The following is a 25,482-nucleotide window of genomic DNA, read 5'->3' as shown; positions in this document are numbered from 1 at the left end:
GCGTGCTGGGGGAGCGATGGCCCAACCGAGACCACGTCTTCACCACCATCCTCAACGCCACCACCGACACCAACGCCAACGTACGGATCACGGCGCTGCGCGTGCTGGGGGAGCGATGGCCCAACCGAGACCACGTCTTCACCACCATCCTCAACGCCACCACCGACACCAACGCCCACGTACGGGAAACTACTGCACGTACTCTCACCTGGCAGTATCAGGAAACAAGTTGTTCTGTCCTCATGGAGTTGGCCGCCGATGAGGTGTCTGATGATCTCCGAGCTGGCCTCGTCAGTATGATCACGCTCGCATGGCCAAATGAGCCCGACATTTCAGCTTTCCTAAGGAACAGAGCCGTCAATGACGCTTCGGAAAAGGTACGCACCTCCGCTGAAAAGGGAATCGCCTTCCTGCACCTGCGCTCGGATCTGGTTGCCGAACAGGAAGTCCCAACGGCTGGCTGACGTTTCTTGATCCGTTCCGCGCGAATACGTGTAAAATTGTTCTTTATGGTCTGATCCGGTCCCGTTCGATGATGCTCTCGGGACGCCGGACGGTTTTGCCGACGTCGTAGCGGGTGGCTGGCTGCTGGTTCTTCGAGCCGAGGGGTCTGCCGGGGCCCGGGTGCGATGGTTTCGGCGCACGGGCCGGGCAAGGCAAGGCTGGGCGGAGGTTTCTGAACCCTCGGCGGACCCGGGCCTGGGTGAGCTTGTTCGGTTTCACCGGTGGCTCCCAGGGGCGGCGGAAGTCCTCGGCAAAACGGTGGCCTATCGAAAACTGGCAGGGGGCTGCAACACCCACAGCGGCAAATCCGAAATACTCTACCGGATGGACCCGCAGATCGCCGAGTGGTGGCTCATCCTGGTCGACTGACGACACAGCGGGCTCCAAGTCGCCGTCAGTGGATGTGTGATCCGCTGGAATCGAATCGCTTCGAGTCAGTGCGCTTCCTGCGGTTCACCGCAGACGGTACATACGTCAGGCTGCATGATTCCGTCGTGGAAGTCGTGGTGGAAGCCGCCCGGCCCCTCGTAGTCGCGCATCGCTTTGCTCGCACAGTCCCGGGTGTCCGCGACCCGGCACCGGCCACAGCAGTCGTGACTCGTGATGAAATTCTTCGCCTTCTTGCTGCACGCATTGTGGCCGCAGCTCCGGTACCCGCCGGAGCCGCTGTTCCAGTGGGTGCCGAAGCTGCCTGGGTCGTCGCGAAATCTGCTGAGGGCCGCCTCGTCCGACTCACCGGCGGCACGCGGCCGTGCGTTTACGACGAATTGACCGACTACTACGGCTACGCCCAGAACGGCCCACGGCCATCTGCTACTCATGTGTTCCCCCTTGTGGTCGGTTCAGCGGCATCGGAATCGGCTGTCGCGCCGGCCGGAACGAGTACCAGGCGCGGCAGGGGCGACCTATGCATTTGGCTTGACCCAACCCACGGGGGCGTTGTCGGCGTACTGCTCGCGGTCGCGTTCGGGCAGCGGTGTGTTCTTCGGCGGGATCAGCGCCCGAGCAGGCTTCTCGGGCTGCGCCTGCACGGCCTTCACCCACGACGAGCGCTCCGGCTTTGGCAGCCGAGGCGGCTCCACCAAACCCGCCATGATGCGGGCCGCATCATGGCGGGCCGCAGCCTTCGCCGCAGCCTTCCGGGCCCGCTTCACTTCCGGTGTCTCCTTCGGCATGGCCACAGGTTATGGGCTCGCGAACCGTGGCGCGGCAGGCTTGGGAGAACCCGCCTGGGCTGTCTCACGGTTGATTTCGGTTCCGACATCGGCCGACATCGGACTCATGTCGAGGACCTGTGGCCAGCTGCTAACCCCGCCGGGTGCTGACCCCCTCGAAGGGCGAGGATCGAGGCGATGCCCCAGGCGGGGTCGGTTACGGCGCAGGCGATGCCGCGGGGGGCGGCCCAGGTGAGGCGGGCTCCGAAGGTGCAGGTGACGAAGGAGATGGTGCGCCGGCGGCCAGCCATGTGGTGTAGAGCGTGTCGGCAATGACGGGGAGCCCTGCGGTGTGGGTGTCCAGATAGGCCAGTACGGGTCCGTCGATGACCGCTTCATCCCGTGGCTGTCCCACGTCGTGTCCTGGATGGCGTGCTGGAGGCTGGTCCCGAGGCTTCCCAGGAGGGCGATCGTGAAGAGTACGGCGGGCAGTACGAAGAGGATTTTGCCCCAGATCACTGCCGCCCCCGCCCCTGTGCCAGTGCGGTGCTGAGTTCCTGCCTGCGGTCGTACGCCCGGCCGGGATCGGACAGTGCGATCAGCTGGGTTGGTTCCGTTCGGCCGGGGCGGGGCGGGGACGCGGAGAAGTCGGCAGCGAGGTTGCCAATGGCCTGTTGCACCGCTGCCGTCACGTGGCCGTCCTGGCCGACCACCGTGTACACGCCGACGGCACTGGTGAGGGGGACCAGCAGCACCAGCCACCACGTGCCTGCTGCCTGGGTGCTGAGGCCCATGCCGGTGGCGGTCAGCAGCGCCCCCAGGCAGCGTCCGCCGCGCACGGCCTGAGCCCGGGAGCTGATGGTCAATGTCTCGCCGAAGTCGCTTTGCTGGATCAGGGAGCGCGCGAACCCCCACAGTTTCGCCAGCGGCTCCCAGGGGTCTGCCACCAGCAGCAGTCCTGCCAGAGCCAGCAGCGTCGGCAGGGCGCGTTGATCCAGCGCCACCCAGCCCACCGCCGCGCCATAGCCAGATAGTCCAAACTACCGATACAAGCGGCAGCTGCCATCGGCGTGCCCTCGCACCCGATCCCCTTCCGTTCCTTCCGTGCCTGAGCTCTTTGAACCCGGTCAGCTCCGCTTGCTGAAGCGGGTGGCGCGCAGGTCTTCACGTAGGGCCGTGCGGAGCTGCGGGAGCGTGGTGCGGGCGCCCAGCGTGGTTAGGAATTCGGGGACGCTCCAGCGGATCAGGGTGCCTTGCCGGGCGAGGTAGAAGCCGATGTCGTGGATGTCGTATTGGTTGTCGTAGTCCAGGAGGAGGTAGCCGGCGAGCTGCTGTACTTCTTCTCTGCCCAGGCGGTGGGGTCGGGTGACGGCCTTGCAGTCGATGAGAAAGCCGCCGGTGATGAAGTCGGCGTCGGCGTGGACGTCGGTGCTGCCGGTGAACGTCGGTCCGCATACACGTTGGTGGGCGGGGAGGTCGCGCAGGGGTGCGAAGGACTTCTCGGCGAGGTTCATCTGCTCGTCGATGTCTTCGAGGACGTAGGCCGGTACAGCGCGGGTCAGGCCGTTAATGGTGGTGTGCTCGTCGACCAGGGTGAGGAGGTTGCGTTTGCGGGGGAAGGTGCCGTTGCGGTAGATCGCTTCAAAGAAGCTGGTAACGAAGCAGAGCCTGGTCAGTTCGTCGTCGTCGAGTCGGCGGCTGGCGTCTGACAGGTGGGCGCGGAGGCGTCCCAGAATGCTGCTGCCGATCATGTAGAGGTTCTGGCGTACCGCGGTGCTGGGTGCTCCGTCGATGGGATGGCTGCTGCCGATGATGTCGACGCCGGCCTGCGCGGCGGGCCCCGGGTCGGAGCCGAGGACCAGGCGCAGCCGGTAGTCGATGGTGTGGCCGAGGGCGGCGTAGTCGGGGCGGCGTTCGTTCAGGGGCTGAACGGGGTGCGGGAGGCCTTGGATGTGCTGGAGGTAGGAAGCGATGAGGCGTTCAGGGTGGGGCAGGTGCCGGGCCAGAAACGAGGACATCGGGGAGCGCGGGTATTTGAGCTGGCCGGTCAGGGGCAGGCGTGCCAGCGGAAGGCCTTCGGGGGTGGTGTGGGCTGTCGCGGTGGTGAAGCGGGTCTGCAGCCGTTTGATGCCGACGGTGTCGAGTTGGGTGCGGGCCCGGGTGACGGCCACGTAGACGAGGCGTGCGAGGGCAGGGTGCACGGCCCCGGTGTCGTCGGGCGGGGTGAAGCCGGGGCCGATGCGGACGCGGTTCCATTCGCGGCCCTTGGCCTTGTGGACGGTGGAGACGACGACGCGGGCTTGTTCCTCGTCGCTCATCTGCTGGACCGTGCGGATGATCTGGTGGGGGCCGTAGGTGTCGACGATGTCGACGATCGCTTTGAGGTCTGCGGCGGCGGAGTCGTGCTCGGCGTACTCCTGGACCTCGCCCCAGGAGGAGAAGAGGGCGAGGTCGTGGTGCGAGGTGCGGCGCCCGGCCTGCAGGTCGATGGCCGCCTTCGCGATGCTCAGCAGGGGCTTTCCGCCGCCGACCAGGGCGACGGGCACCTTCCGGTCCAGGAAGCGCAGGACTTCCGCGAGGGCGTCGGCGTTGCCCCGGCACAGGACCGCGTCGGGGACGTCCACCTCGGTCAGCTCGGACGGTTCCGCGGCGTGACCGGTGAGCTGCATGCTCGAGGTGGCCGCGCGGAGCCAGTGGTTGGCGACATCTGCGATGGGCGGGCCGAAGCGGAAGGACTGGGTGAGCTCCATCCTCGTGCCGGGGAAGCTGCTCATGATGTCCTTGGCGTGACGCCATTCGTAGATCTGCTGGGAGGGGTCCCCGACGCAGACGCGCTGGGCCTGTTGCGCGAGGAAGATCTCTTCGAGGACCGGGTTGGTGTCCTGTGCCTCGTCCAGCAGGATGTAGTCGGCGCGCAGCCGGGGGCGGGTGAGCGCCCACATCTTCAGGTAGTGATCATGCTTGAAGGGCAGGGTGCCGTTCGGGGAGCAGATGTCGTCCCAGGCCCACCGGGCCCGGGGCAGTAGTCCTTGCACGACGTATTGCTGGCCCGCCTCGTCGAGCCCGTGGACCGTGCCCAGGTGGCGGGCGGTGACCTGTTCGTCGGTGGAGTAGCAGAAGTGCTTGACCATCTCCATCACGAGGTGGGCCAAGGTCGTGACTTTCAGACGGCGGCTGCCGACGGCCAGGTCCCGGTCCAAGTTGAGGAGCTGCGCCGTGCGCCACAAGGGCATGTGCCGTGTGGCTTCCAGGCGGGCCTGGAAGCGGCTTCCGACCGCACGGTAGGCCAGTGCGTGCGAGGTGCTGCAGTGGACGTTGGACCCGAACCGGGCCTTGGCCTCCAGCGCGATGGGCTTGTTGAACGCGATGTACATGCCGCGCCGGGGTGACGCGGCACCCATCATCACCAGCGTCGACGTCTTCCCCGTACCCGCGCCTGCCACCAGAGCGAGATCATGGCCGGCGGTAAAGGCGTCTCGTGCTGCCGCCTGCTCCTCGGTCGCCTTCACTTTCGTCCCCTTCGCGCGTTTGCTACCCGCTCACTCCGCCAGCCAGCACAGGCCGCCCGGGCAGAGTCTGGTCAGGCGCAGCATGACCGAAGGCACTGACAACCTGCAGCTAGATGGGGAATGACTGTTTGGAAACGCAAACAGATGACCGAAATATGGCCTGTCGCCGGGCCGCCCCGGCGCACGGACACGGCGGTCGGGGCGGTCTCGGTGGCCACGCCCAAGCGCCTGGCCGGCACCGGTCTGAACGGATCAGGGACCCACTGAAGAAAGCTTTTTGACCCACTCAGGGAACTTCCTCAGGCGCCTGCCCCCAACGCTGATGAACGGCACGACGGCGGCGCAGGATCTTCTCGCACTGCCAGCACAGCCACCCTTTCTGCGGGGAGAGGACGGACGTGTTCGTACAGGACGGGCTCGCGCACTTCGTGCGTTCGCCCGGCCCGTCGTGGATGACGAGGGGGGTGTCCTCGGTGTTCAGGTCGTAGCCGGTGGGCCGCTCAGTCAGGACGAACGCGTCGTGACGCAGCGGGTGGAAGGGAACGAACTCGTTTTCGGTGTGGTCCGGCTGGGCGGAGTTGAAGTGATCGTGGCAACGCTGGTTCCACCAGCGGAGGGAGACGTTGAAGTCGGGCAGATGCCACACCCAGATGCTGCCCCCGGTGAGGTTGAGGACCATTTGGCCCAGGCGGCCGGTGGCCTGCTCCTGGTTGATGGCGACCCGTTCCCAGCGTCCTTCGCTCAGATCGGCGACGCCACCCTCGCACCGGCGCCCAGTGTGCTCGTCCCTTGCGATGCATTGCAGGTCATCGATCGCGCACGGGCCGATCCGCAGCAGGCTGTGATAGCCGACCACGTGGCGCACCTGGCGCACCTCCTCTGGCCCGGGGCTCTCGACCTCTTCCTCTGCCACCGGCTCCTCCGGCTCGACAAAGGGTTCGAACTCGCCCCGCTCGATCGCCGTGCGCATCCGGACTCCGAGTCGGCGGACGAGGTCCAGAATGGGGGGCGGGAGGTCGGGATGGTCGACTGCGGGGCAAATGGCGGGGTGAGGGATCCGGCAGTACCCGTTGGACGCGTCAGTGCCCGGGTAGGCCACCCCGCGGTTGATGTGCCAGCGCAGACTCGCCGGCACGCGGCGACTGGGGAACTCGTTGGTCAGCGGGATCCGCAAGGCGTCGTAGCGCTGGAACCACTCGACGGGTGTGCCGCAGTACTTGCAGAGGGAGGCTCCAGACCGCCGAAGGATCTGCGTCTGGTTCGAGCGGTGGAGATGCATGGACATGGGTGCGCTGCGCTCCCGGCTCGCCGTTGTGCCTGCATCACGACAACGAGGTCTGCTGATGCAGGACACGGCAAGAAGGAAGCGGGGTGAGCGCTGGCCGGGCAGCGCCTCCGGAGTCAGAGAGAGGTCAGGCGCCAGGCCCGTACGGACGGGCTCTCAGGAACTGCTTCCTCTGCCAGTTGCAGCGGGCCGTGAGGCTTGGACACCCGCTCGGCAAGCCACGCCTCCAGATGCTCCGCGTGCGGCCTCTCCCCGAACCGGGTTCGGGGTACATACGGCATAAGCACTGAGGTCGCCAGGAGCTCGGCTGCGGTAGCCGGCTCTGTGAGAGCGCGGTGGTCTTTCCACTCCTGAAAGAAGACAGTCCACACATGGTCGGGGTTGACGTCGTGTTCCTCTCCCACCGGATCTGGCGAAGGCGCTGCCGGATCCGGTGCCTTGGGACAGTTGAGGCTATTGCGTTCATCGCGCCAGGCCCACGACTCCTCTGAGCCGTGGGCGTCCAAGCGCTTCTCGAGGTACACGCCGCAGTAACGGCACAGCCGAGCACGAAGGACCTGTGGGCTGCACCGCGGACAGTCCTTCTGGTCGATCCGCCGCCTTCCGGGGCTGTGACACTTCCCGCACCAGTCTGCCGGCCGAGGCTGGTGGTCCCCGGGATAGATCGGATCCGCCTGCCGGGCGGTCACGGCCGCCCGGGCGGTGGCGATGCTGGCGTAAGCCACAGCCGCAGAAAACCGACCGGCTTCAGCATGCTGCTCGGCTACGTCGAGGAACTCCTCCGGTGCCACCTGTGCCTCCTGGCAATAATCAGCGGCCGCTCAGTCGTTGGCGGCACACGAGTAACTGATCGACCGGGCTACAGGTTCTTCCGCCGACAGAAACTGTCCAGGACACCGCGCGTCTTCGCTGCCATTCCCGTGTACACGCACTGTTCTCGCCGAGTCCTGCGACGTTGGAAAGCGCCTGGTCGCCCGGAAGCTGGGGCGCCGGTCCGCTCTAACCCTCCCGGTGGCGCTGTCCCCGGTTTCAGCTGACGTCGCGTGAGTCCGACGGCAGGAGCGGTCGTGCGACACCAGTCGGAACCCCTGTGGCTGCACGATCGGACACGCGGGTCTCTCGCTGACGATCTCCACCCCTAGCAGCCCGGAGGAACTGCGGGGTGGAGATCGTCAGCGAGAGACCCCTTTAAGGGCCTTGTGGACCGGTGAGCGGATGTCCCTCAGGCCAGCTGCATGTCAAGGAAGCGGCTGTAGTGCAGCTGAGCGGCTGCGGAGACCGTAGCCCGAGGTCCGAACCGGTTCTTCTCAATCACGAGATCGACCTCGCCGGCGCGCGGGGATTCGGGTTCGTCCATGTCGGGGCGCTCGACTTTGATCATGACGGATGCGTCGTTCTTGATGGCCCGTGATTCGCGGACCATGCCGTCGTCGTTGAGCTGGGAGAGGGCGATGACGTGGCAGTCGAGGTCGACCGAGAGGTTTTTGAGGCCGCGTGAGACGGCTGCGACGGCTTGTTCGCGGGTGTTGTTGCGGTTCTGTTCGACTTCGACGAGCTGGAGGTAGTCGACGACCAGGACGTCGAGGCCGTCCTTGCGTGCGCAGGCGCGGGCGGCGGACTCGATGTCGCGCAGGGAGGCGTGGTCGGGGCGGTGGATGCGCAGCGGCAGCGTCCGGAACAGCTCGCGGCCGAGGCGTTCCACTTTCTTCCAGTCTTCGGGGGTGAGGGCGTCCATGCGGGTCAGGTGGTGCAGGGGGAGCGTGCCCTCGGCGGCGACGATCTTGTGCATGAGTTCCGTGCTGCTCATCTCGAGGGAGGAGAACATCACGGTGGCGCCGTTCTTGGCGGCGGCGACGGCGGCGTTCAGGGCGAGGGTGGATTTGCCGACGCCGGACTGGGCGGCGATGACGGTGACGTTCTGGGGGTGCATGCCGGAGGTCATGGCGTCCAGGTCGGTGATGCCGTAGGACAGGCCGAGCTGCCGTCCGTTCTGGATCTCTTCGAGTTCGGCGACGTAGTCGAGGTAGAGGTCGTCGACGAGTGGCGGGGCGTCCCGGAGGCCGGGGGTGCCGGCGACGATCGCGGTCAGTTCCTGCTCGACGAGGCTGCGGACGTTGTCTTCGTCGCCTTCCTCGCTGTAGGCGTACTGCAGGATCTTGTGGGCCGACTCGATCGCGGCCCGGCGGTAGGCCTTGGCCCGGACGATCTCCGCGTAGCGGGGCCCGTTCGCGGCCGTGGGGACAGCCTGGATGCAGGCGTGCAGGTACGGGGCCCCGCCGACCTTGGCGAGTTCCCCGCGTTCTGCGAGTTCCGCGGCGACGGTGAGGACGTCGACGGGCTCTCCGGCCTGGTGCAGGTCGCAGATCGCGCGGTGGATCACCGTGTGGGCCGGCTTGTAGTACTCCTGCGCGACGATGCCCGTCTCCAGGGTCTCCGCGAAGTAGCGCTCGGAGGCGCCCATGCTGGTCATCAGGGTGCCGAGGGTCGCCTGCTCGGCTTCCAGGCTCTGCGGGGGCGTGCGGAGGAATCCGGCCTGGTCGGTGTGCGGGCGGGGTTCGTCGGCGTGGGCGGCGGGGCGCTGTGCGGGCAGGTCATGGGTGCTGGACACTGGTGGTCTCCTGTTCGGTCAAGCGTTCAGGGGATTCGCGGGCCGCTCCCATGCCGGGGGGCGGCCCGCACTGCTCGGGTCAGGCCGGCACGGCCATGGCGCAGGGGACGCAACGGCTTCCGGCGCGGTAGCGCGGGTGCTTGGGGCACATGTCGCCCGGACCGGGCTTCGCGGTGTTGCGGGTGCGGTCGGGCAGGGTCGCGATCCGGCGGTTCTCCAGCAGCCACTCGTAGTTCTGGCCGCCGCCCGGGTTCGACATCAGCTGCTTGCGCAGCCGCTCGTCGAATGCCCAGCCGCGCTCGGCCGCCCTCGCCGCGAGCAGCGGGGCCAGGCGTTCGGCGGCTTCAGGCCCCAGCGCCCAGGGCCCGGTCAGCGTCAGCAGGAAACCGCGGGCCTGCTCGGTCTGCTCGGGCGTCACGTCCGGCACCTGGTGGGCCGCCGCGTCAGCGCGGTCGTGCCGGGCGTCCTCGAGGGCGAGCTGCTGCCCCGGCACCCGCCCGACCGCCGTCTTGGCCCGTTCCTGCTCCAGGGCCTTGCGGGCGGCCTGGTAGCGGGGCAGGTCCTCGATCCGGTCCGCCAGCACCGCCTGCGTACTGCGCCGGGCCTGGGACCGCCGCGTCAGTTGCTGGACGAGATCCGCACCCAGCTCCCACCCCTGCTCGGTCACCGCCTCTACGAGCAGCGGAGCCAGCGACGCCGCGGTCTTGCGCCCGCACGCCCACCGCCCCGGGAGCTCCGCGAGGAACTCGGCAGCGGCCGTGACCGCTGCTGCGTCTGTTGCGGGAGCGCCCGCCGCGACGGCGGTGACGGAGGAGGACTTACGGGAGGAGGAATCCTCCTCCTCCCTACGGGGGGGAGTGGGGGGGGCGACGTTTCCGCTTGGCCTGTCAGGAGAAGCGGTCTGACCTGCGGAAACGTGCTGGTTTCCGCTTGGCCTGTCAGCGCGTGCCCTGTCAGCGCGTGCCCTGACAGGAGAAGCGGTGTGACCTGCGGAAACGTGGTTACTGTTCAGTAGGTTCGCTACCGCTTCGCCTGACAGGCCAAGCGGATCAATAGAGGTCGATTCGGACAGGCTCGGGGGCGTCCAGTTCGGGTTCGAGGAAGGGAACTCGTAGAAGGTGTAGGACACCCTGCCGAAGTTGCCGCCGTTCTCCTGGGTGCGGTGCAGGAAGCCGACGTCCCGCAGCCGCGCAACCGACTGGTAGACCGCTTTGCTCCCGATCAGGCCCTTGCCGTTGGCCGCGCAAATCCCCTCACCGCGCAGTTCCTCCACCAGGTCGTCGACGCTGAAGCTCTTGCCGTCCTCGCACATGAAGTGGATGTGCGCCAGGACCAGGAAGTCCAGCCCGTGCGTCAGGCCGGTGCCGTACAGCATGTGCCGGTACAGCGGTACGGACGGCCGCAGCGCCGGCGCGCGCCCTTCGATCCGCGCCGCACCCGGCTCCTCTGCCAGGTCCGCGGTCATCGGGCACCATCCGAGGCGAGCGGGGCATCGACGGCCTGGACGAAGGTGCCGGCGGCGGCACTCGTCTGACATCCCGAAGGCGTGAAATTCGTGCGCATCTGCCGACCCTGCACCAGGTCACCTGTGGATAGATTTTGCCCGCCCAGGACGAGCGCTCCCGCGCGATGTGCAGGAACCGTGGTGGGTGCCCCGCGCAGCGGGCGAGGGCCGGCGGGCGCGGCCGGGGCGGTGGTAACAGCGGTATTGGTCTTCACGTCTGCTACAGGTGTCGGCGCGGGCGTCGGTGTGACAGTCCGGCCGGAAAAAGTCTCCGGCGCCGCGGCCGGGGGCCGACGGCGGGGGTGGAACGGGCGGTGCATGTGGGTGGATCTCCCCTGATAGGGGAGCCGTGACCAGCAGATGTGACCTGACAGGGGACTCAGATGGTGGCGATCCGCGAGCGGAAACGCTTAACCTGGGTAGAGGTGACCACGCGGACCGAGAGGTCCACGGGCATCACCCCGGCGAGGTCACCTCACCGGACACGACTCAGAGCTTGGTAGGCCTGCGAGTCGACTCATGAAGCCGTCCCCTCTGCCAGGAGGGGGCGGCTTCGTCGTTAAGGGGCGGTAGCGACGTTCCTCACTACTTGATCCCTTTCTGTTCGTAGGGGGTCTGCGTACCGCACGATGCTCGAAGCTCGCTGTCCGAGCCATCCAGACATGCGATGGGGCGGCGCCTCAGTACGTACGTGCTGGAATCCCTCTGCCAAGTAGAAGTCTTGCAGCTTCGTGTTGGTGCGCCAACAATCCAACCGAATCCACGGCTTCTCTCGCTGTCGGGCTTGGCTCCCGACCCAGTCCAGCAGTCGGCCGCCAAGATTTTTACCTCTGACGGACCGAGCTGTGATGAGTTTTGCGACGTACAGCGCTTCGTCAGGTCGGTCGCTGGCGTTCCAGAAATCCCGATCAGCTGACGCGAGGGTAACTGTGGCGACGGCGAGGCCTTGCTCCTCTACGACCCACGTACGCCCAGCTGCTATGTCCGCCTTCCACTTTTCCAGCGCGGGCCCTCGAGTCTTTGGGTCATGCCACTGATCAATCCCTGCGCTGGCGAGCCATCGTTCAGCCTCGGTTCGCAGCTTCATAAGAGCCTCGGCGTCGAAAGGGTTAGCACGGCGGATCATCATCCGGAGACATCCATTTCATAAACAAGGACATGGCGGTCTCCAGGGGCGATAGTTCGCATCACGCGCACCGGAGCATGCTCGCCATAGCCGATTCGAACGTGCTCTGCCACGGGAGTGCCCGGCGGAAGGTGCAGCTGTTCGGACTCCTCAGGGGTGGGCATTCGGATGCTGATCTCATCCCTGATGCGCTGTTGGGGATGTCCGATGGTCGCCAGGATCCCTCCCGGCACCGCCACGTCTCCCTCTTCTTCCAGAAGCGTCCCGGATGCGATTGATCCCGGGAACCAGCTGGTGCTCAATTGAAGCGGGCGATCATCCACTGTGCGGAGGCGTGTACGCGTGACGACAGCCTCGCCCTGGCGGATCTGAAGCCAGTTGGCGACCTCGGCTGAGGCTGCCTCGGTACTTACGGTGACCTGCTGGGCGGGGACTCGGCCGGCCATTTTGATGGCAGCGGACCAGTCGTCCATAGCTCGCGAGTCACGTCGCTGGCCACGTTCGAAGTGGGTCAAGTTCCAGGTGATTGGCCTGTCTGACCGCACGCGGCGCCGGCCGCCCTGCTCTCCCACGACCAGGCCCTCAAGCTTGAGTAGATCGATGCCGGCGCTCACCGTCTTCGTCGTGACGCCATACACCTCGGAGAGTTCACGGCTGGTCGGGAGAGCGGACCCGGGGGGCAGCTGACCGGTGCGGATCTGTTCTCGCAGGTCATCCGCGATTCCTCTTGCCGTGGCCCGGCGCTCAGTGTTCGGCGTCATAGCGAGCACAGTACCCCTAGACGCGACTTGGGTACACAACTGGGGCCACTTGGGCGTCGTGTCGTCAACTTCCGTACCTAACTATTGACCTGACGGTGGATAAGTGGTGTACCGTCATGCCTGTCGGCCAAAGTTAGGTACCAAAGTCGATGATTTCATAGCGCCTGGAAGGCCCTGGTGAAACGGGGCCGAAGGAAGCGCCTGTTGTTTGAGAACTGCACAGCGTGATCCACCACCGCAGTCCCGGCCATGAGTTCACCGGCCGGGGGTGAGTGGAGACCCGTCGCGAGGCGCCATCACCACGGGTGGTGGCAGCCCACGCGCAGACCCCGGGCGCAGCTTCATCTGCGGCCAGGACGTAACCCGTCCAGGTGCGTATCACCGGTGGTCAATGCGGAGGGTGGGCACCCTCGCGACGCTAAAGAACCGTGGCGGCAGACATCGCCCTGGATGGGTCTTCCAGGAGGCAGGACGCGATTCCGCTCATGTTTGAGATCTGGGGTCATGGCTGGGGAGCCGTGACCGCCGCGCCACCACCCACTACGTGTAGCCCTGCGCTACCTGTGGCCGCCGTCCTTCACCTCGTGTGCGGGACGGCGACTCGCAGGGGGCCAGCAGGGCCCCAACGCGACGAACCCCCGGGGGCCTAATCCCGGGGGTTCGTCTTCGCAGCTCACCCTCTCTCGAAGGGCAAACGCGCATGCACAGGATGACATCCACTCAGGCCCGGCACACGCGCCGGGCCGTACTCCAGACCGCGGTCGACGCCGGCGCACGCTGCGCCACCGCCGACCCGGACCTGTTCTTCCGCGGCGACGACGAGCCGGCCACCGACTGGCAGGCCCGCCGTGCGGACGCGGTCCGGCTGTGCGTCGGCTGCCCCGCCCGGACCGCCTGCATGGAGCTCGCGCTGCGGGACGGCGACGGGCGGGCGACCCGGGACGACATGGTCCGCGCCGGTCTGACCGGCCCGGAACTCGCCGCCGCCCGTGACCGCCAGGCCGTGCGCCTGGCGGCCGCGGTCGACGCGGACCGGGACACCGAGGGCCAGGAGCTCGACCGCCTCGTGGTCAAGCTGAGGGCCGAGGCGATCACCAGCCCGGACAGTGTCCGGTACGGGGCGGTCCGCAGCACCGCGCTGCGGACCGCCGCCCAGACCGACCGCCTGCGCACCCTCGCCGCGCAGATCCGCCAGATCCGCACCGCCCGCCGGGCGCGTGCGGGTTGGGAGGTCGCGGCATGACCATCACCCTCACCTCCCCCGCCCTGGCTCCGCGCGCCGGTGGCTACGGCGACATGGAGCGCGACGACAACGGGCGCGGCTATGAGCGCGACGAGACCGACACCGGCTTCCGCCAGCTCGTCCACCACCTGGTCGCCGACGGCGACGACCGGGCCCGTACCGGCGGGCGCCGCGCGCGCCGCACCCTGGCCGAGATGGCCCCCGGCTACCAGCGTCAGCCGGTCCTACTCCTCACCCGCCCGCTCCCGATGCGGTCGGCGAACGACGCGTGCCCGCTCTGCGGCCGCTGGAACGGGTGCCCCTGCTTCGCCCCGGCCCCGGCCGGGGCGCGGGTGGACCGGTCGGTGTCGATGGCGGCGTGCTCCCAGTGCGGGGGCACCGGCCAGCGGATGGTGACGGTCTGCCACGTCGGCGCGGACGGCACGCCCTACCAGAGTGTCGAGATGCAGCCGTGCAGCACGTGCAGCGGCACCGGCCAGGTGGGCTGACGCCTGCATCCCCCGATACGCCGGGCCCGGGCCACGCAGCACCGCGCGGCCCGGGCCATCACCAGTCTGGGCCTGGCCCACCCACTCACCCTCGTCCTGCTCGCGGCCGCCGCCACGGCGGCCGCAAGGGCGTGGGACGCCGGCCACCCGGTCACCGAGACCCACCCCCGCACCACCAGCGAACGCGACGCCCGCCACCCGACCCGATCGGAGAACAGCCCATGCGCTTGCCCCTGAGCCTCGATCAGTTCCGTACCGACCACGGCGACCCGTCCGGTTGGTGCGCCGCCGAGATCGACGCCTACACCGCGATCGGCGACATGGCCCCGCCGGCCCCGCTCCCCCACACCCATACGGAGATGCAGGCCATCGCCGCCGACCACCTGCGCTCCGCCGCGATGTCGCTCGCGGGCCCGGTCCCGACGACCTGACTTTCGTTCCCGCCCGGCGGGAGCGGCAGACAGTTTCGAGTCCGCCCCGCAGCGCTTCGTCAGACCGGCCGCCCGCCTCCTGGGCGGCCGGCTCTTTCGTGCGCCCGGAGCGGGTAGAGCGGGTGTCCGCTTCGCAAGCAACCACCGCACTGACCGCAGCTTCGGGAACACGCCCCGCGCGTTTCGGGAGCAGCGGCCGCCGTTTCGATCCCGCCCAGAACGCCCCTTCCGGAGGCACCCATGACGATCACCGAAGTGCCGCAGAGCGCGGCCCCCACCCCCCCTGTTTCGCACCCGCCGATCGCGGCTTCGGACGCACCCGGAATGGTTTCGGGAGCGGCCCGGGGCGTTTCGCGACCGGACAAGCGGAAGACGATCAAGCCCACCCGTGACCGGCTGATGACCGCCCTGTCGCTCGTCGCCGCGATCGGCGGCACGCTGGTCGGCGTCATCGGCTTCGCGATGTCCTACAGCACCCTGGCGAAAGTCGCCCTGAGCTGGGGGTTCGGCAAGGAATTGGCCCCCTGGTTCCCGGTCGGCGTGGACGCGTCGATCATCGCGTTCCTCGCGCTGGACCTGTACCTGATCCGCAAGAGCACTCCGTGGCCGCTCCTGCGGGTGGCCGCGCATGCCATGACCGGCGCCACGATCTGGTTCAACGCCAGCTCACAGGGCCAGATCAGCGCCGACCCGGTCAAGGCCGCGTCGCACGGCATCATGCCGGTCCTGTTCGTGATCGGTGTGGAGGCCGCCCGCCGCCTGATCATCCAGAAGGCCAGGCTGGAAGCGGGCACGGCCACCGACCGGATCCCGCTGCACCGCTGGGTCCTCTCCCCGATCGCCACGCCGCGGTTCTACCGCCGGATGCGGCTGCACAACATCAGCTCGTACCCGGAGATGATCCGGCGCCAGCAGGACCTCATCGGCTACGAGCAGTGGCTCAAGCGCAAGTACGACGGCGATCTGAGCAAGGCGACCGAGGACGAGCGGCTGCCGATGAAGATGGCCGCCTACGGCTACACGGTCACCGAGGCCCTGGAGATGCCTGAGCAGCAGGAACGTGACGCTGAGGCCCGCGCGGAGGAAGCCGAGCGCCGGCGCCTGGACGCGGAGACGCGCCAGGAGCTCGCCCGGAAGAAGGCGGAGGCCGACCGGCTGGAGGCAGACGGTCAGCTCGAGGCCGTCCGCGCCCGGGTGGAGGGCGAGACCGGCCAGGCCCGTGCGCACGCCCGAGCCCGGATCAGCGCCGCAGAGCGGGCCGCCGAGCTGGAGGAAGCGGCACTGGAGACGGCCGTCATCGCCGAGGCCCGCGCCCGCGAGGCGGAGGCGGAGCGCAGGGAAGCCCAGGAGCGCCAGGCCAAGGCCGCCGCGGATCTCCGCGCGGCGGAGCTGGAGCGCGAGGCGGCGGAGAACCGGAGGCTCGCGGCGGAGTCCGACAGGGGCGCCGCGGCGGAGGCTCAGGCAATCGAGACGGCAGAGATCGCGGAGGCCCGCCAGCGTGCGGCTGAAGCCGATCGGGCCGCTGCCGAAACCGAGAGGGCCGCTGCCGAAACCCGCCGCCGCGCCGCCGAAGCCGACCGGCTCACGGCGCAGGAGAACGAGCGCAAGGCGACCGCCGACGCCAACGTCCAGGTCGCCCGGAAGCGTGAGGCCGAAACCGAGTACGCCGCTGCCGAAGCCCGACTGGCTGCTGCCGAAGTCGAGCGGCGCGCGGTCGAAATCGAGGACGCCGCGAAGCTCAGCCCCCGCGAGCGGGCGGTCCGTAAGGTCGCCCGGATGCTTCTGGCCGCCGGCGGCGACGCCGACCAGGTGCTGCTCGCCGACATCCAGCGCGAGACGGCGGTGTCCTCCACCGACACCGCCTCGAAGTACCGCCAGGAAGCGGCCGAGCTCCTCGCCGGCGGCTACCGCCCCTGACCCACCGTCCGGCACACACCAGTGAGGGCCAGCCCGCGCGAATCGGGCTGGCCCTCGCTGCGACTGCCGGAAGCAGTCACGCCCACCAGTACAGCAGAACCCGCCGCCTCTGGAGGCCCGCTCGTGAACAGCAACGACCGAACCCCCGCTCCCGCTCCGCTGCGCGACGTGGCGCAGAACGCGGAGGCCACCGCCCGCTACCTCGCCGACATGCAGCGCGTCCTGCTCGACATGGGCGCCAACCTGGAGATCCTCCAGCGCGAGACCCGCGTCCACTGCCGCGGCGTCGGCGTGGAGGGCGACCGCTGGTATCACGCCCGGCTGCGGGCCCTGCCCGTCGAGAAGGCCCTCAAGGACGTCCTGAAGTCCCTGAACGCGCTCACCGACGGCCTGGAAAAGAGCGCCTACAAGCGCCGCTCCCACGACGAAGCGGTCGTGAATACCGGAAAGGCCCGGAGGGAAAAGGAGCTCGAAAAAGCCCGGAAGAGCAACCCGCAGCCGATCCAGGCCGCACCGAATTACGGCGACACCGGTGACACCGGCCGGAATCCCGGCTATGGTGGTCCCACGTCGATTTACGACCTCGGTAGGAAGTCGGCGTGACCAGGCCTCTCCTGAAAGCCGAACTCAAGGCGCAACGGTCCCGAGAATATCTTCTCACTCAGCGGACCGCGTTCATTGAGAAACACGGCGAGGACCTCGGCGCTTTCTACTTCCTCGTCATGCTGGTCCAGACGCACGGCAGGAAAGCGCTCAAGCGCGGCGACACCGCCGCCCTCCGGGCGCTGGCACACGACCTGCACGCCCTGTACCTCAAGCACACCGCGTAACCACCGGACGAGTCCACGAGGGCCGCCGCTCACCGAGCGGCGGCCCTCGGCTCGTCCCCAACGCCCAGGCGCCCACACACCCACACGCCCAGGCGCGCACACGCGTACGCGAGGCAGTCACTCGTTGTCAAGCCCCCGGGAGGGAGCATCTCGTGTCGACCGATGACACCGACGCCCAGCTCATCGCTTTTCCCACCTCGGCCGACGTCCTCAGTCAGCCGCCCGAACTCCCCGACCCCGCCCGCCTTTTCCCTCCGGTCCGGGAGGAGGCCGTAATTCCTCCGGAGTCCCCGGAGGGAACCACCATGGAACTCCCGGCCATCCCCCGCCCCATGGACCCGGAAATGGCGCTCCTGTCCGACGGAATTCCCGCCCCGGAAGTCGGCGATGAATTCACCGGCGGCGGTGAAAGCGAATATGTGCAGCGGCGGTCTCTCGCTGAAAGGCTCGGGGACTGGCTCGAATACCGGATCGCTCTCGGGCATGCACGGCTGGAGAGTGAGGCTCCTTTCCGGGAGGCGGAGATCGCCAGGAAAGTGGGGCTGCTGAATGCGCGAACGGCCCGTGAGGTCGGGCTGCTGGAGCAGCAGAACAAGCTGAGGGCGGCCCAGTTGAAGGCGCGCGCCGACAAGGCGGGTGCCCGCGGCAAGGGCGACGCGGGCGGATCGAAGGCCGGCGGCGGCCGGGGCGGGTCCGGCCTGGGCGCCGACAAGGGCGGCCGCAAGAACCCCTCACCGGGCCCGGCCGGGCCGCGGCAGCAGCCCAAGCCGCAGCAGCACAACAGACAGCAGTCGCCCGCGCCGAAGCAGCCCGCTCCGGCTCCCAAGCCCAGGCCGACGTCTCCCGCGCCCAGGCCCCGAGGGCCGGCGCCCAACAAGCAGCAGCCCAAGCCGCAGGGGCCGGGACCGAAGCAGCCCGTCCAGAACCCGAAGCAGCCGGCGCCCCGGCAGTCCAGGACGGACGACAAGGCCCGGCCGAAGAACGGACCGCTGGACCGGAAGGGGCCGAGCGGCAGGAAGGACGGGCCCGGCGGCCGGAAGGTCGATCTCTCCAAGGGCGACCGGACGAAGAAGACGCCCGGCGGCCCCAGTGGCGGCGGGGGCGGGGGCGGGAAGAGTCCGGCTCCGGGCCCGAAGGGAAAAGCGGACGGCAAGATCCGGTACGACGAGCCGAAGAAGTTTCCCCCCGGGGTGCGGCACGGCAGCGCGAAGGCGTACGACGAGCACCAGTGCCGTTGCCGCCGCTGCGTGGACGCCGCTCACCGGGGCGGGAAGCGCGCCCAGGAGAAGGGTGCGGACACGCCGGGGCCCGGCACCGGGAAGGCCCCTGGGAACGGTCCTCAGCCGCCCTCTGACGCTCCGAAAGCGGGGCCGGGCCCGACGGGTCCGGGCGGCTCCGCGAAGGGCGCTGAACAGCCGTCAGGCGGCCCGAAGAACGGGTCTGGCCCTGGCCCGGGCGGTGCGTCGTCCGGCGGTCCGGGGTGGGCGGGGAACCGCAAGGAGACCCCGCAGTGGCCGCCCGGCTACGACCGCCCGTCGCGCCGTCCCGGCCAGGTCCGCGAGGACATCGTGGACGCCGACATCGTCCCGGACGCCCCGGCGGCCGTGACGACCGGCGTCAAGGGCCTGCCGCCCGCCCCGGAGCCGCACACCGACCGTCCCGGCACCACCCGACCCACCGCACAGGAGGACCTCTTGGCATCCGAAGTCAGCAGGCTTGCGTCGCAGGCCGGTATGGCGGCCCAGCACCGCACGGACGTCACGTTCGGCGAGTACCTGACGGAGATCGTGAACATCTGGATCGCCGCCGGGGCCGACCGGGACCGCGCCCAGGAGCTCGCGGCCGCGATCGGGAAGGTCGCCGACGCCCTGCGGGACATGGCGGCCGACCTGGTCGGCGACCACAACATCGACGCCCGGGTCGTCAACCAGATCACGGACCTCGCCGACGCCGCGTCCCGCATGAAGCAGCTCGCCGAACGCTGCGCGTCCGAGTGCGAGATCGCCTCTGAGGCGGCCCTGCTCACCGCCACGGCGGTCGGCTGGACCTACAGCGCGGACATGCAGGCGATGGACGACGCGGGCCTGGCCCACGCCTCCGCCGCCACCCACCACGACTAGACGCAGAGGACCTGCTGATGAGTGACCTCGAACCCACCACCGCCAGGGGCGGTGCCGCCGCCCGGACGGACGGCGACAACCGCTACAAGGCCGTCCAGCACAAGCTCAAGACGCTCGGCGCGGCGATGGACGCGGCCGACACGGAGCTCCAGGCGCTGCTGCGCGGCATGCTCATGAACGCCCAGCGCGCCGAAAGCCTCGCCGTCGACATCGCGAACGCCGAACTCGACAAGAAGTTCGTGGAGATGACCAGCCAGGTGTCCGTCGCCCTGGGCGGCGCCGCCGTCGAGGTGCGCAGGCTCCACGAGACGGCCCAGGAAGTCTCCGGCCTGGCCATGGACGCGCGGCGTACGCACGCGCGGCTGTACGAGGGCCTGGACACCGTCCGCTCCGGCCGCAAGGAGCGCACCCCGAAGCCGGGCTTCTTCGCCCACTGACCCGATCCCGCCGCTGCACCCGATGGGCGGCCCGCCACCGACGGCGGGCCGCCCATCACCACATCCCGAAGGAGAACCCTCGTGTCCGTGCCGCGCAGCGTCGCCCTGGAGCGCACCCTCTACACCCTGTCCGCCCCGGTCCTCGCCGCGGCCCCGAACCTCTTCGCCGACAGCCCCGTCACCACGGTCGTGCAGCTCGCCGGCGCGGCCGGTGTCGGCGGCTGGGTCCTCGCCGCCAAGAACAACGAGCCGGGCGCCGGGCGCAAGATCATGCGCTGGTCGCCGCTGGTGCTCGCGGCCGCCGTCGACATCACGGCGAGGCACACGATCGGCTGGGGCCCGTGGTGCCTGGACGGCATCCTCGCCGCCGGGTGGGCCGCGGCCGGCCTGGTGGTGATGCCCTTCACCCGCCACACCCGCCGCCACCACCGCCCCGCCCTCGCCACCCCCGCACCGCAGCTGCAGCCCGCCCCCGCCCCCGCCCCGGCGCCGTCCCCGGTGCAGCCGGACGACGGCGCCGACCCGTTCACCCGCCAGGTCCGGTGGCTGTGGGAGGCCCGCGGCCTGCCCGGCCGCACCATCGTCGTCACGGCCACCCCGCACGCGGGCATGCCCAACGACCTGACTCTGCTGGTGCGGGCCTCCGAGGCCGGACGGCCGATCTCCGGGCTCACCCCGGAGTCGGTCGCGGCCGCGTTCGGGGTCGATGTCACGGACGTGCGGATCGAGGAGGTGGCCCGGCAGTACGGGCGCGAGGGCGGCCCCGGCTGGCGGGAAGTCCACGTCACCCCGGACATGACCGAGCGTCGCCGCAAGGCCCCCACCACCCGCGAGTGGTGGGCCGACCGGATCGGCGCCGACACCGGACCGGTGCCCGGCTCGCAGTTCGTGAAGAAGGTCCGCGACGGAGAGCGGAAGGTGACCCACTACATCGCCCAGGTCCCCGACGAACTGGGCGAACCGCGCGTCAACCAGCACACGCTGGCCGCCGCGCTGAAGACCAAGTACGACGAGGGCCGGCTGTTCGTCACCGTCGACGGCACCCAGGTCCTGGTCTCCCTGTGGGACTCCAGCCCGCTGGCGCAGGTCTTCCCCGCCACCAGGGAGCTGCTGACGCCGGACAAGGACGGCCGGTGGGTGACCGGCTACCTCGGCAACGGCCAGCCCGCCAGGAACAGGGTCTACACCGACCGGGGCGCCGCGCACGGCCTGTTCGTCGCCCCGTCCGGCGGCGGCAAGACCCAGCTGATGGGCCTGCACGTCGCCGCCGACGCCCTGTTCGGGGCCGTGGTCATGCTCGCCACCGAGGCCCCGGACGAGAAGACCGCCGCCCTGGGCGAGCACACCGCCCGCTACGGCGTTGGCGCGCTCTACATGATCCGGCTCCTGCGCGTCATGGTCGCGCTGATGGAGATCCGCGGCGAGATGGTGTGGGACGACGGCCGGGTCCACGAGTGGGACCCGAAGCTGCCGGGCTGCCCCTACCGGATGCTGTCCGTCTACCTGGACGAGTTCCTCTCCGCCGCCCGCAACGGCGACTACGGGGCGGAGATCATGGACCTGGCCGAGCTGGTGTCGGTCAAGGGCCGCAAGTACGGGGTCGGCCTCAAAGTCGCCGGCCAGTCCGTCTACGTCCAGGACGGGTTCACGCAGCTGCTCTGCGAGAACTTGCGCGAGAACTGCATCCCCGTCGTGCTGAAGGTCGCGCCGAAGAAGGTCGGCGACATGTTCAAGGCCCTCGGCATCCCGTCCGAACACATCCCCGACCCCCTCCCCCGCAGCTTCTCCCCAGCCGAGGCGGGCCGGATCGAGCGGGTGATGGCCGGCGAGCCCGAACCCCCGGCGGACTCCAACACCGGGGGCGCCGGATGGATCATCGAGGGCACCCAGCCGGACGTCTTGCGCACCCTGTTCATGGACTTCAAGGCCGGTATCAACGGCTTCTTCCCCGACACCGTCACGACCCTGACCGAGTACGAGATCCGCGAACTCGAAGCACGGGACCTGTGGTTCGACTGGACCGAGCCGCCCCGGCCCGGAGAGTTCGGCCCCGAACCCGAGGACGGAGACGACGCCGCTTCGTGGAAGGGCGGCGGCAAGCGCAGCGGCGGCGGGAAGTCCGCCGCGCGCCGCGACACGGTCAGCTCCCCCCGCCAAGCCCTGGACGCCATCAGGAACCTGACCGGCGTCTGACCACCCCCACCACCCACCGCGGGGCCCGGCCACACCGGCCGGGCCCCGCGCATCAGTCGGCGGGCGTCCACGGACCGTAGGGAGTCGTGCTCGTCCCCCCGCACCACCAGCACTCGAACTCCTCGGGGTCCTCGAACCGGTTCCCCCAGAACCCCACCCGCCGGCAGAAGAGCACGCACTCCTCGCCACACCAGCCGCACACGAATAAGAAGTTCACGCCCTCGCCCCTCCTGTCAGACCCGCCTGCCTACAGGCCGCCCACCCCACGAGCGTGACGGCAGCAACGCCTCCCCGTGGGCGAACCGCACATCCCGGCGGCCCCTGACACCCGCGTGCCTGCCCGACGGGTACCGCCCACGCCCTCGCCCCGGTGGCACCCGTTGCCGTGTCCCGCCTGGAGTCCCGATGCCCTCCACCACACCCACCCACGCCCGGGCCACCACGGCCCCCGTGCCGGTGGCGGTGCTCTCCCTCGAAGAACGCCTCGCGTTCGCCACCGCGGCGATGACCGTCCGGCTGGAGGAGGCGGCCGTCGCCTACGAGGTCAACACCGCCCACATCCCCATCGAGCCGGTCGGCCTGGGCGACGTCGTCACCGTTCCGCTCACCCCGACCCTCCAGCCCTCGACCCCGTACCCCACGCCGGTCGCCGCTCTCCTCCAGCGCGCCCACCACCGGCTGCTCACCGGCGGCTGGTGCTCCGGCGCCCTCGCCGACGAGGACGGCGCCCGCTGCATGCTCGGAGCCATCCGGATCGAGGCCCGCGGCGACCGCGGCCTGGAAGCCGACGCGGTCACCGTGCTCATGGAGACGATCCGCCGCCAGTTCGGCGACCACATCGACTCCGTGCCGTCCTTCAACGACGGCTTCGCCTCCGGCCGCATCCCGATGCGGATGCTCGACCAGGCCGCCGGCCTCGCCGACGCCCGCGGCCTCTGACCCCAGCCTCCGGACCACCTGCCCCGCACCCGAACCCTCACGGGGTCGGGCGCGGGACAGGCCGCCCGGCCTACCCCACCCCGCACACAGAGAAGAGGGGCGCGCCTCGACCTCCCCAGGTCCTGGCGCGCCCCTCCCTCACCCCTGCTCGTTCTGCTCAGAGGAGTGATCGTCATGGTTCCTGCCCCGCGCCCCTCCAAGCACACCGACCGCCCCCGGCCGATCCTCCCCGGCCCCCGCCACCCGCTCCCGCCCCACCGCCGCCTCCCCGGCACCCGGGACGCGGCATGAGCACGGCGACCCGCCCGACCATGGCGCTGGTCGACGTCGACCCGTACGCGAAGACGCCGACGGCGACGATCGAAACGTTCGACTGGCAGGCCTCCCCGGCCGGGCTGGCCACCCGCCGCCAACTGCGCGCGCTCGGCCTGCGCCCCGGCGGCCAGGACCCCGTCGCCCAGCTCCGCTGCCGCGCCTGCCTGACCAAGCCCGCCCGCCCCTGCACCCGCCTGGCCTACCTCTACCGGATCGACCTCGCCCTGCCCGTCCGGCCCATGACCCTCGCCAAGGAGCTCGCCCTGGACCGGGCCATGGCCCGCCGCAGCACGTGCCCGGCCTGCCGCCGCCGCTACCACCACTGCCTGCCGCTGCGCACGATCGGGTCGTGCCTGGAGTGCCACGACGGCACCCCCGCCGACCCGCACAGCTACATCGCCCCGGAGCCCGACACCGCAGTGCCGCGCGCCGCCTGACCGGACTGACGGCTGCCTGATCCACCCGCCCCGCACGTCGGAGGGGCGGGTGGTGACGGGGAGCCGGACAGCCCGGCCACACCCGGGGGAGCACCCGTGACCACCACTGCGCTCGCGTAACCACCCCCGCCCAGCCCCAGTCACAACCGAAAGGTCGCCATGACCGACACCAAGCCCGAGACGATCCGCTACACCGCCGACGTGGTAGCCCTGACCCCCGACGGCCAAGTGCTGCTGATCGAGCGTGACTGGCCGCCGTACGAGGGCGCCTGGGCCCTGCCCGGCGGCCACGTCGACCCCGGCGAGACCAGCCGCGCCGCGGCCGCCCGCGAGCTGGCCGAAGAGACCGGCGTGCACGTCCTCGCCGACGACCTGGTCCAGATCGGTGTGTGGGACGCCCCGGACCGCGACCCGCGCGGCCGGTACGTCACCGTCGCCTACACGGCCGTCGTCCCCGCCGGCACCCCGGTCACCGCGGGGGACGACGCCCGCACCGCCCGCTGGTGGCCCCTGGCCAACCTGCCGGACCGGCTGGCGTTCGACCACGCCGACATCCTCACCAAGGCCCACACCCAGGCCCTCTGAGCCGACGTACCACCGCGAGACGCCGGAGCACCGCACCCTCCAGGAGGGGCGCGGCGCTCCGGCGTTCGCGCGCCGATCCGGCCCTGAACGCATGAATGCCCGGGCCCGCCTTGCACCGGCGGGCCCGGGCTGTCCCTGCCCGTGGTGAAGACGAGACGAAGGACACCATCAGTATGCCCACCACCGCGTTACCGAAGACCCTCCACCTCACCGCCCTGGCCGTCCCACTGGCCGGGTGGACCCTCCACACCACCGTCCTGCGCCGCCGCCTCACCCAGGCGCAGCGCGACCCCCTCACCGGATGCTGGCGCCGCGAAGCGTTCACCGACCGCGCCCAGCAACTCCTGGAGCGCCACCCTGATGGGCTGCTTCTGGTCCTCGCGGACGCCGACCACTTCAAGCAGCTCAACGACCGGTTCGGGCACGCGGCGGGGGACACGGCGCTCGCCGCGATCGGTGCCCGTCTCACCGAGTGGGCCGGGCACCGCGGACTCGCCGGCCGCCTCGGAGGCGACGAGTTCGCCGCCCTGGCCCGCATCGAGCCCCGGCACCACAAGCTGCGCCTGGAGCACCTCGCCCGCCTCATGAACCGGCCCGTCCCCTACGGCGACGGCCTGCTGCCCCTGACGGTCTCCGCCGGCGCGGCCACCCCGCACGCCGTCGCCACCAGCGAGCTGCCGGTCTTGATGAGGGCCGCGGACGCGGCGATGTACGAGGGCAAGCACCAGGGAATCATCGTCCAGGCCCACCCCGGCCACGCCGACGTGCCGAGCGTCAACGGCCGCCGCCAAGGCCGCCCCGGCACCGCAGCCCGCACCACACCCCGCCGATGAACCCGGCCGAGCAGCCGCTGCTCGACTGGCGCACCGGCCTCCACTTCCGCCGCGACGCCCCCTGCACCCTCTGCCACAAACCCACACCCCTGCGCTCCCACGCCGGGGAACCGGTCCACAAGGTCTGCGCCGAAGACTGGAACGCCCGCCACCCCGGCGAGATGCGCTTCGTGTCCGACACCCAGCCGCGGCGCCGCACGCACGGCGACGACCACGCCTGAGCACCCACCGAACTGCTCTTGCCGCCATCGACCCACGGGGCG

The 25,482-nt window shown here is 69.9% G+C and carries 26 protein-coding genes and 1 pseudogene; 15 read left to right on the top strand and 12 right to left on the bottom strand.

The window, feature by feature from the left end:
* Positions 1-464: HEAT repeat domain-containing protein (locus Q0994_RS31915; RefSeq protein ID WP_299541803.1), on the top strand; the 464-nt coding region annotated here is incomplete at its 5' end.
* A 43-nt stretch (positions 465-507) separates the two neighbouring features.
* Here Q0994_RS31915 and Q0994_RS31910 read toward each other — a convergent pair.
* From Q0994_RS31910 to Q0994_RS31860, 11 genes and pseudogenes are all read right to left on the bottom strand, one after another.
* A pseudogene (locus tag Q0994_RS31910) lies at positions 508-756 on the bottom strand (transposase); the annotation flags it as partial.
* Positions 757-938: 182 nt separating this feature from the next.
* Positions 939-1,325 (bottom strand): hypothetical protein, encoded by a 387-nt coding sequence (locus Q0994_RS31905; RefSeq protein ID WP_299541801.1) that lies wholly within the window; start codon positions 1,323-1,325, stop codon positions 939-941.
* 84 nt (positions 1,326-1,409) lie between these two features.
* Positions 1,410-1,679: a hypothetical protein gene (locus Q0994_RS31900; protein ID WP_299541799.1), complete on the bottom strand. Its 270-nt coding sequence runs from the start codon at positions 1,677-1,679 to the stop codon at positions 1,410-1,412.
* Positions 1,680-2,173: 494 nt separating this feature from the next.
* Positions 2,174-2,662, bottom strand: a complete 489-nt coding sequence (locus Q0994_RS31895) for a hypothetical protein (RefSeq protein ID WP_299541797.1) — start codon at positions 2,660-2,662, stop codon at positions 2,174-2,176.
* A gap of 123 nt (positions 2,663-2,785) precedes the next feature.
* Positions 2,786-5,167, bottom strand: a complete 2,382-nt coding sequence (locus Q0994_RS34225) for a UvrD-helicase domain-containing protein (RefSeq protein WP_363325594.1) — start codon at positions 5,165-5,167, stop codon at positions 2,786-2,788.
* Positions 5,168-5,453: 286 nt separating this feature from the next.
* Complete coding sequence (locus Q0994_RS31885) at positions 5,454-6,452, bottom strand: DUF6083 domain-containing protein (RefSeq protein WP_299541795.1); 999 nt, start codon at positions 6,450-6,452, stop codon at positions 5,454-5,456.
* Between the two features lie 116 nt (positions 6,453-6,568).
* The gene (locus Q0994_RS31880; protein ID WP_299541793.1) at positions 6,569-7,243 is read right to left on the bottom strand and encodes a hypothetical protein; all 675 of its coding nucleotides are present in this window, start codon (positions 7,241-7,243) and stop codon (positions 6,569-6,571) included.
* 431 nt (positions 7,244-7,674) lie between these two features.
* On the bottom strand, positions 7,675-9,060 hold the full coding sequence (locus Q0994_RS31875) for a DnaB-like helicase C-terminal domain-containing protein (protein WP_299541791.1): 1,386 nt from the start codon (positions 9,058-9,060) through the stop codon (positions 7,675-7,677).
* Between the two features lie 79 nt (positions 9,061-9,139).
* On the bottom strand, positions 9,140-10,525 hold the full coding sequence (locus tag Q0994_RS31870) for a hypothetical protein (protein ID WP_299541788.1): 1,386 nt from the start codon (positions 10,523-10,525) through the stop codon (positions 9,140-9,142).
* A 598-nt stretch (positions 10,526-11,123) separates the two neighbouring features.
* On the bottom strand, positions 11,124-11,651 hold the full coding sequence (locus Q0994_RS31865; protein ID WP_299541805.1) for a GNAT family N-acetyltransferase: 528 nt from the start codon (positions 11,649-11,651) through the stop codon (positions 11,124-11,126).
* Positions 11,652-11,689: 38 nt separating this feature from the next.
* Positions 11,690-12,451, bottom strand: coding sequence for a GntR family transcriptional regulator (locus tag Q0994_RS31860; protein ID WP_299541786.1), 762 nt, complete (start codon positions 12,449-12,451; stop codon positions 11,690-11,692).
* A gap of 709 nt (positions 12,452-13,160) precedes the next feature.
* On the opposite strand from Q0994_RS31860, the gene Q0994_RS31855 reads away from it, so the two are divergent.
* The 9 genes from Q0994_RS31855 to Q0994_RS31815 all read left to right on the top strand — a co-directional run bounded on the left by Q0994_RS31855 (position 13,161) and on the right by Q0994_RS31815 (position 22,110).
* Positions 13,161-13,694 carry a WhiB family transcriptional regulator gene (locus tag Q0994_RS31855; protein WP_299541784.1) on the top strand — a complete coding sequence of 178 codons (534 nt, stop codon included), beginning with the start codon at positions 13,161-13,163 and terminating at the stop codon, positions 13,692-13,694.
* Positions 13,691-14,182 (top strand): hypothetical protein, encoded by a 492-nt coding sequence (locus tag Q0994_RS31850; RefSeq protein ID WP_299541782.1) that lies wholly within the window; start codon positions 13,691-13,693, stop codon positions 14,180-14,182. The genes Q0994_RS31855 and Q0994_RS31850 overlap by 4 nt, the downstream gene beginning before the upstream one ends.
* 221 nt (positions 14,183-14,403) lie before the next feature.
* On the top strand, positions 14,404-14,613 hold the full coding sequence (locus Q0994_RS31845; protein ID WP_299541780.1) for a hypothetical protein: 210 nt from the start codon (positions 14,404-14,406) through the stop codon (positions 14,611-14,613).
* A 240-nt stretch (positions 14,614-14,853) separates the two neighbouring features.
* Positions 14,854-16,530, top strand: coding sequence for a DUF2637 domain-containing protein (locus tag Q0994_RS31840; RefSeq protein ID WP_299541778.1), 1,677 nt, complete (start codon positions 14,854-14,856; stop codon positions 16,528-16,530).
* Between the two features lie 123 nt (positions 16,531-16,653).
* Positions 16,654-17,133 carry a hypothetical protein gene (locus tag Q0994_RS31835; protein WP_299541776.1) on the top strand — a complete coding sequence of 160 codons (480 nt, stop codon included), beginning with the start codon at positions 16,654-16,656 and terminating at the stop codon, positions 17,131-17,133.
* Positions 17,130-17,360, top strand: coding sequence for a carbohydrate ABC transporter (locus tag Q0994_RS31830; protein WP_299541774.1), 231 nt, complete (start codon positions 17,130-17,132; stop codon positions 17,358-17,360). Before Q0994_RS31835 ends, Q0994_RS31830 begins: the two co-directional genes overlap by 4 nt.
* Before the next feature lie 152 nt (positions 17,361-17,512).
* Positions 17,513-19,480 carry an ATP/GTP-binding protein gene (locus tag Q0994_RS31825; RefSeq protein ID WP_299541772.1) on the top strand — a complete coding sequence of 656 codons (1,968 nt, stop codon included), beginning with the start codon at positions 17,513-17,515 and terminating at the stop codon, positions 19,478-19,480.
* A gap of 17 nt (positions 19,481-19,497) precedes the next feature.
* Positions 19,498-19,917 carry a conjugal transfer protein TraB gene (locus tag Q0994_RS31820; protein WP_299541770.1) on the top strand — a complete coding sequence of 140 codons (420 nt, stop codon included), beginning with the start codon at positions 19,498-19,500 and terminating at the stop codon, positions 19,915-19,917.
* An 81-nt stretch (positions 19,918-19,998) separates the two neighbouring features.
* Complete coding sequence (locus tag Q0994_RS31815; protein WP_299541768.1) at positions 19,999-22,110, top strand: chromosome segregation protein ParM; 2,112 nt, start codon at positions 19,999-20,001, stop codon at positions 22,108-22,110.
* Between the two features lie 52 nt (positions 22,111-22,162).
* On the opposite strand, the gene Q0994_RS31810 is transcribed toward Q0994_RS31815, so the two are convergent.
* Positions 22,163-22,327 carry a hypothetical protein gene (locus Q0994_RS31810; protein WP_299541767.1) on the bottom strand — a complete coding sequence of 55 codons (165 nt, stop codon included), beginning with the start codon at positions 22,325-22,327 and terminating at the stop codon, positions 22,163-22,165.
* Positions 22,328-22,515: 188 nt separating this feature from the next.
* On the opposite strand from Q0994_RS31810, the gene Q0994_RS31805 reads away from it, so the two are divergent.
* From Q0994_RS31805 to Q0994_RS31785, 5 genes are all read left to right on the top strand, one after another.
* On the top strand, positions 22,516-23,049 hold the full coding sequence (locus Q0994_RS31805; RefSeq protein WP_299541765.1) for a hypothetical protein: 534 nt from the start codon (positions 22,516-22,518) through the stop codon (positions 23,047-23,049).
* A 287-nt stretch (positions 23,050-23,336) separates the two neighbouring features.
* Positions 23,337-23,801 carry an RRQRL motif-containing zinc-binding protein gene (locus Q0994_RS31800; protein ID WP_299541763.1) on the top strand — a complete coding sequence of 155 codons (465 nt, stop codon included), beginning with the start codon at positions 23,337-23,339 and terminating at the stop codon, positions 23,799-23,801.
* A gap of 159 nt (positions 23,802-23,960) precedes the next feature.
* Complete coding sequence (locus Q0994_RS31795) at positions 23,961-24,386, top strand: NUDIX hydrolase (RefSeq protein ID WP_299541761.1); 426 nt, start codon at positions 23,961-23,963, stop codon at positions 24,384-24,386.
* A gap of 173 nt (positions 24,387-24,559) precedes the next feature.
* A complete protein-coding gene (locus Q0994_RS31790) occupies positions 24,560-25,219 on the top strand; it encodes a GGDEF domain-containing protein (RefSeq protein WP_299541759.1) in 660 nt (219 codons plus the stop codon).
* Positions 25,216-25,440: a hypothetical protein gene (locus Q0994_RS31785; RefSeq protein ID WP_299541757.1), complete on the top strand. Its 225-nt coding sequence runs from the start codon at positions 25,216-25,218 to the stop codon at positions 25,438-25,440. The genes Q0994_RS31790 and Q0994_RS31785 overlap by 4 nt, the downstream gene beginning before the upstream one ends.
* The last annotated feature ends 42 nt before the right edge of the window (positions 25,441-25,482 follow it).

Origin of the sequence: uncultured Streptomyces sp. (genome assembly GCF_947488945.1) — a bacterium.
In the GTDB taxonomy this organism is placed as follows: Bacteria; Actinomycetota; Actinomycetes; order Streptomycetales; family Streptomycetaceae; genus Streptomyces.
The sequence above is the reverse complement of the archived record's forward strand: the minus strand, read 5'-3'. Positions and strand labels throughout refer to the sequence as shown.

Bases quoted from the DNA above. Each gene is read 5' to 3' on its own strand.
- Q0994_RS31905 (WP_299541801.1), bottom strand. From the start codon at position 1,325: ATGAGTAGCAGATGGCCGTGGGCCGTTCTGGGCGTAGCCGTAGTAGTC.
- Q0994_RS31900 (WP_299541799.1), bottom strand. From the start codon at position 1,679: ATGCCGAAGGAGACACCGGAAGTGAAGCGGGCCCGGAAGGCTGCGGCG.
- Q0994_RS31885 (WP_299541795.1), bottom strand. From the start codon at position 6,452: ATGTCCATGCATCTCCACCGCTCGAACCAGACGCAGATCCTTCGGCGG.
- Q0994_RS31870 (WP_299541788.1), bottom strand. From the start codon at position 10,525: ATGACCGCGGACCTGGCAGAGGAGCCGGGTGCGGCGCGGATCGAAGGG.
- Q0994_RS31865 (WP_299541805.1), bottom strand. From the start codon at position 11,651: ATGAAGCTGCGAACCGAGGCTGAACGATGGCTCGCCAGCGCAGGGATT.
- Q0994_RS31860 (WP_299541786.1), bottom strand. From the start codon at position 12,451: ATGACGCCGAACACTGAGCGCCGGGCCACGGCAAGAGGAATCGCGGAT.
- Q0994_RS31855 (WP_299541784.1), top strand. From the start codon at position 13,161: ATGACATCCACTCAGGCCCGGCACACGCGCCGGGCCGTACTCCAGACC.
- Q0994_RS31850 (WP_299541782.1), top strand. From the start codon at position 13,691: ATGACCATCACCCTCACCTCCCCCGCCCTGGCTCCGCGCGCCGGTGGC.
- Q0994_RS31845 (WP_299541780.1), top strand. From the start codon at position 14,404: ATGCGCTTGCCCCTGAGCCTCGATCAGTTCCGTACCGACCACGGCGAC.
- Q0994_RS31840 (WP_299541778.1), top strand. From the start codon at position 14,854: ATGACGATCACCGAAGTGCCGCAGAGCGCGGCCCCCACCCCCCCTGTT.
- Q0994_RS31820 (WP_299541770.1), top strand. From the start codon at position 19,498: ATGAGTGACCTCGAACCCACCACCGCCAGGGGCGGTGCCGCCGCCCGG.
- Q0994_RS31805 (WP_299541765.1), top strand. From the start codon at position 22,516: ATGCCCTCCACCACACCCACCCACGCCCGGGCCACCACGGCCCCCGTG.
- Q0994_RS31800 (WP_299541763.1), top strand. From the start codon at position 23,337: ATGAGCACGGCGACCCGCCCGACCATGGCGCTGGTCGACGTCGACCCG.
- Q0994_RS31795 (WP_299541761.1), top strand. From the start codon at position 23,961: ATGACCGACACCAAGCCCGAGACGATCCGCTACACCGCCGACGTGGTA.
- Q0994_RS31790 (WP_299541759.1), top strand. From the start codon at position 24,560: ATGCCCACCACCGCGTTACCGAAGACCCTCCACCTCACCGCCCTGGCC.
- Q0994_RS31785 (WP_299541757.1), top strand. From the start codon at position 25,216: ATGAACCCGGCCGAGCAGCCGCTGCTCGACTGGCGCACCGGCCTCCAC.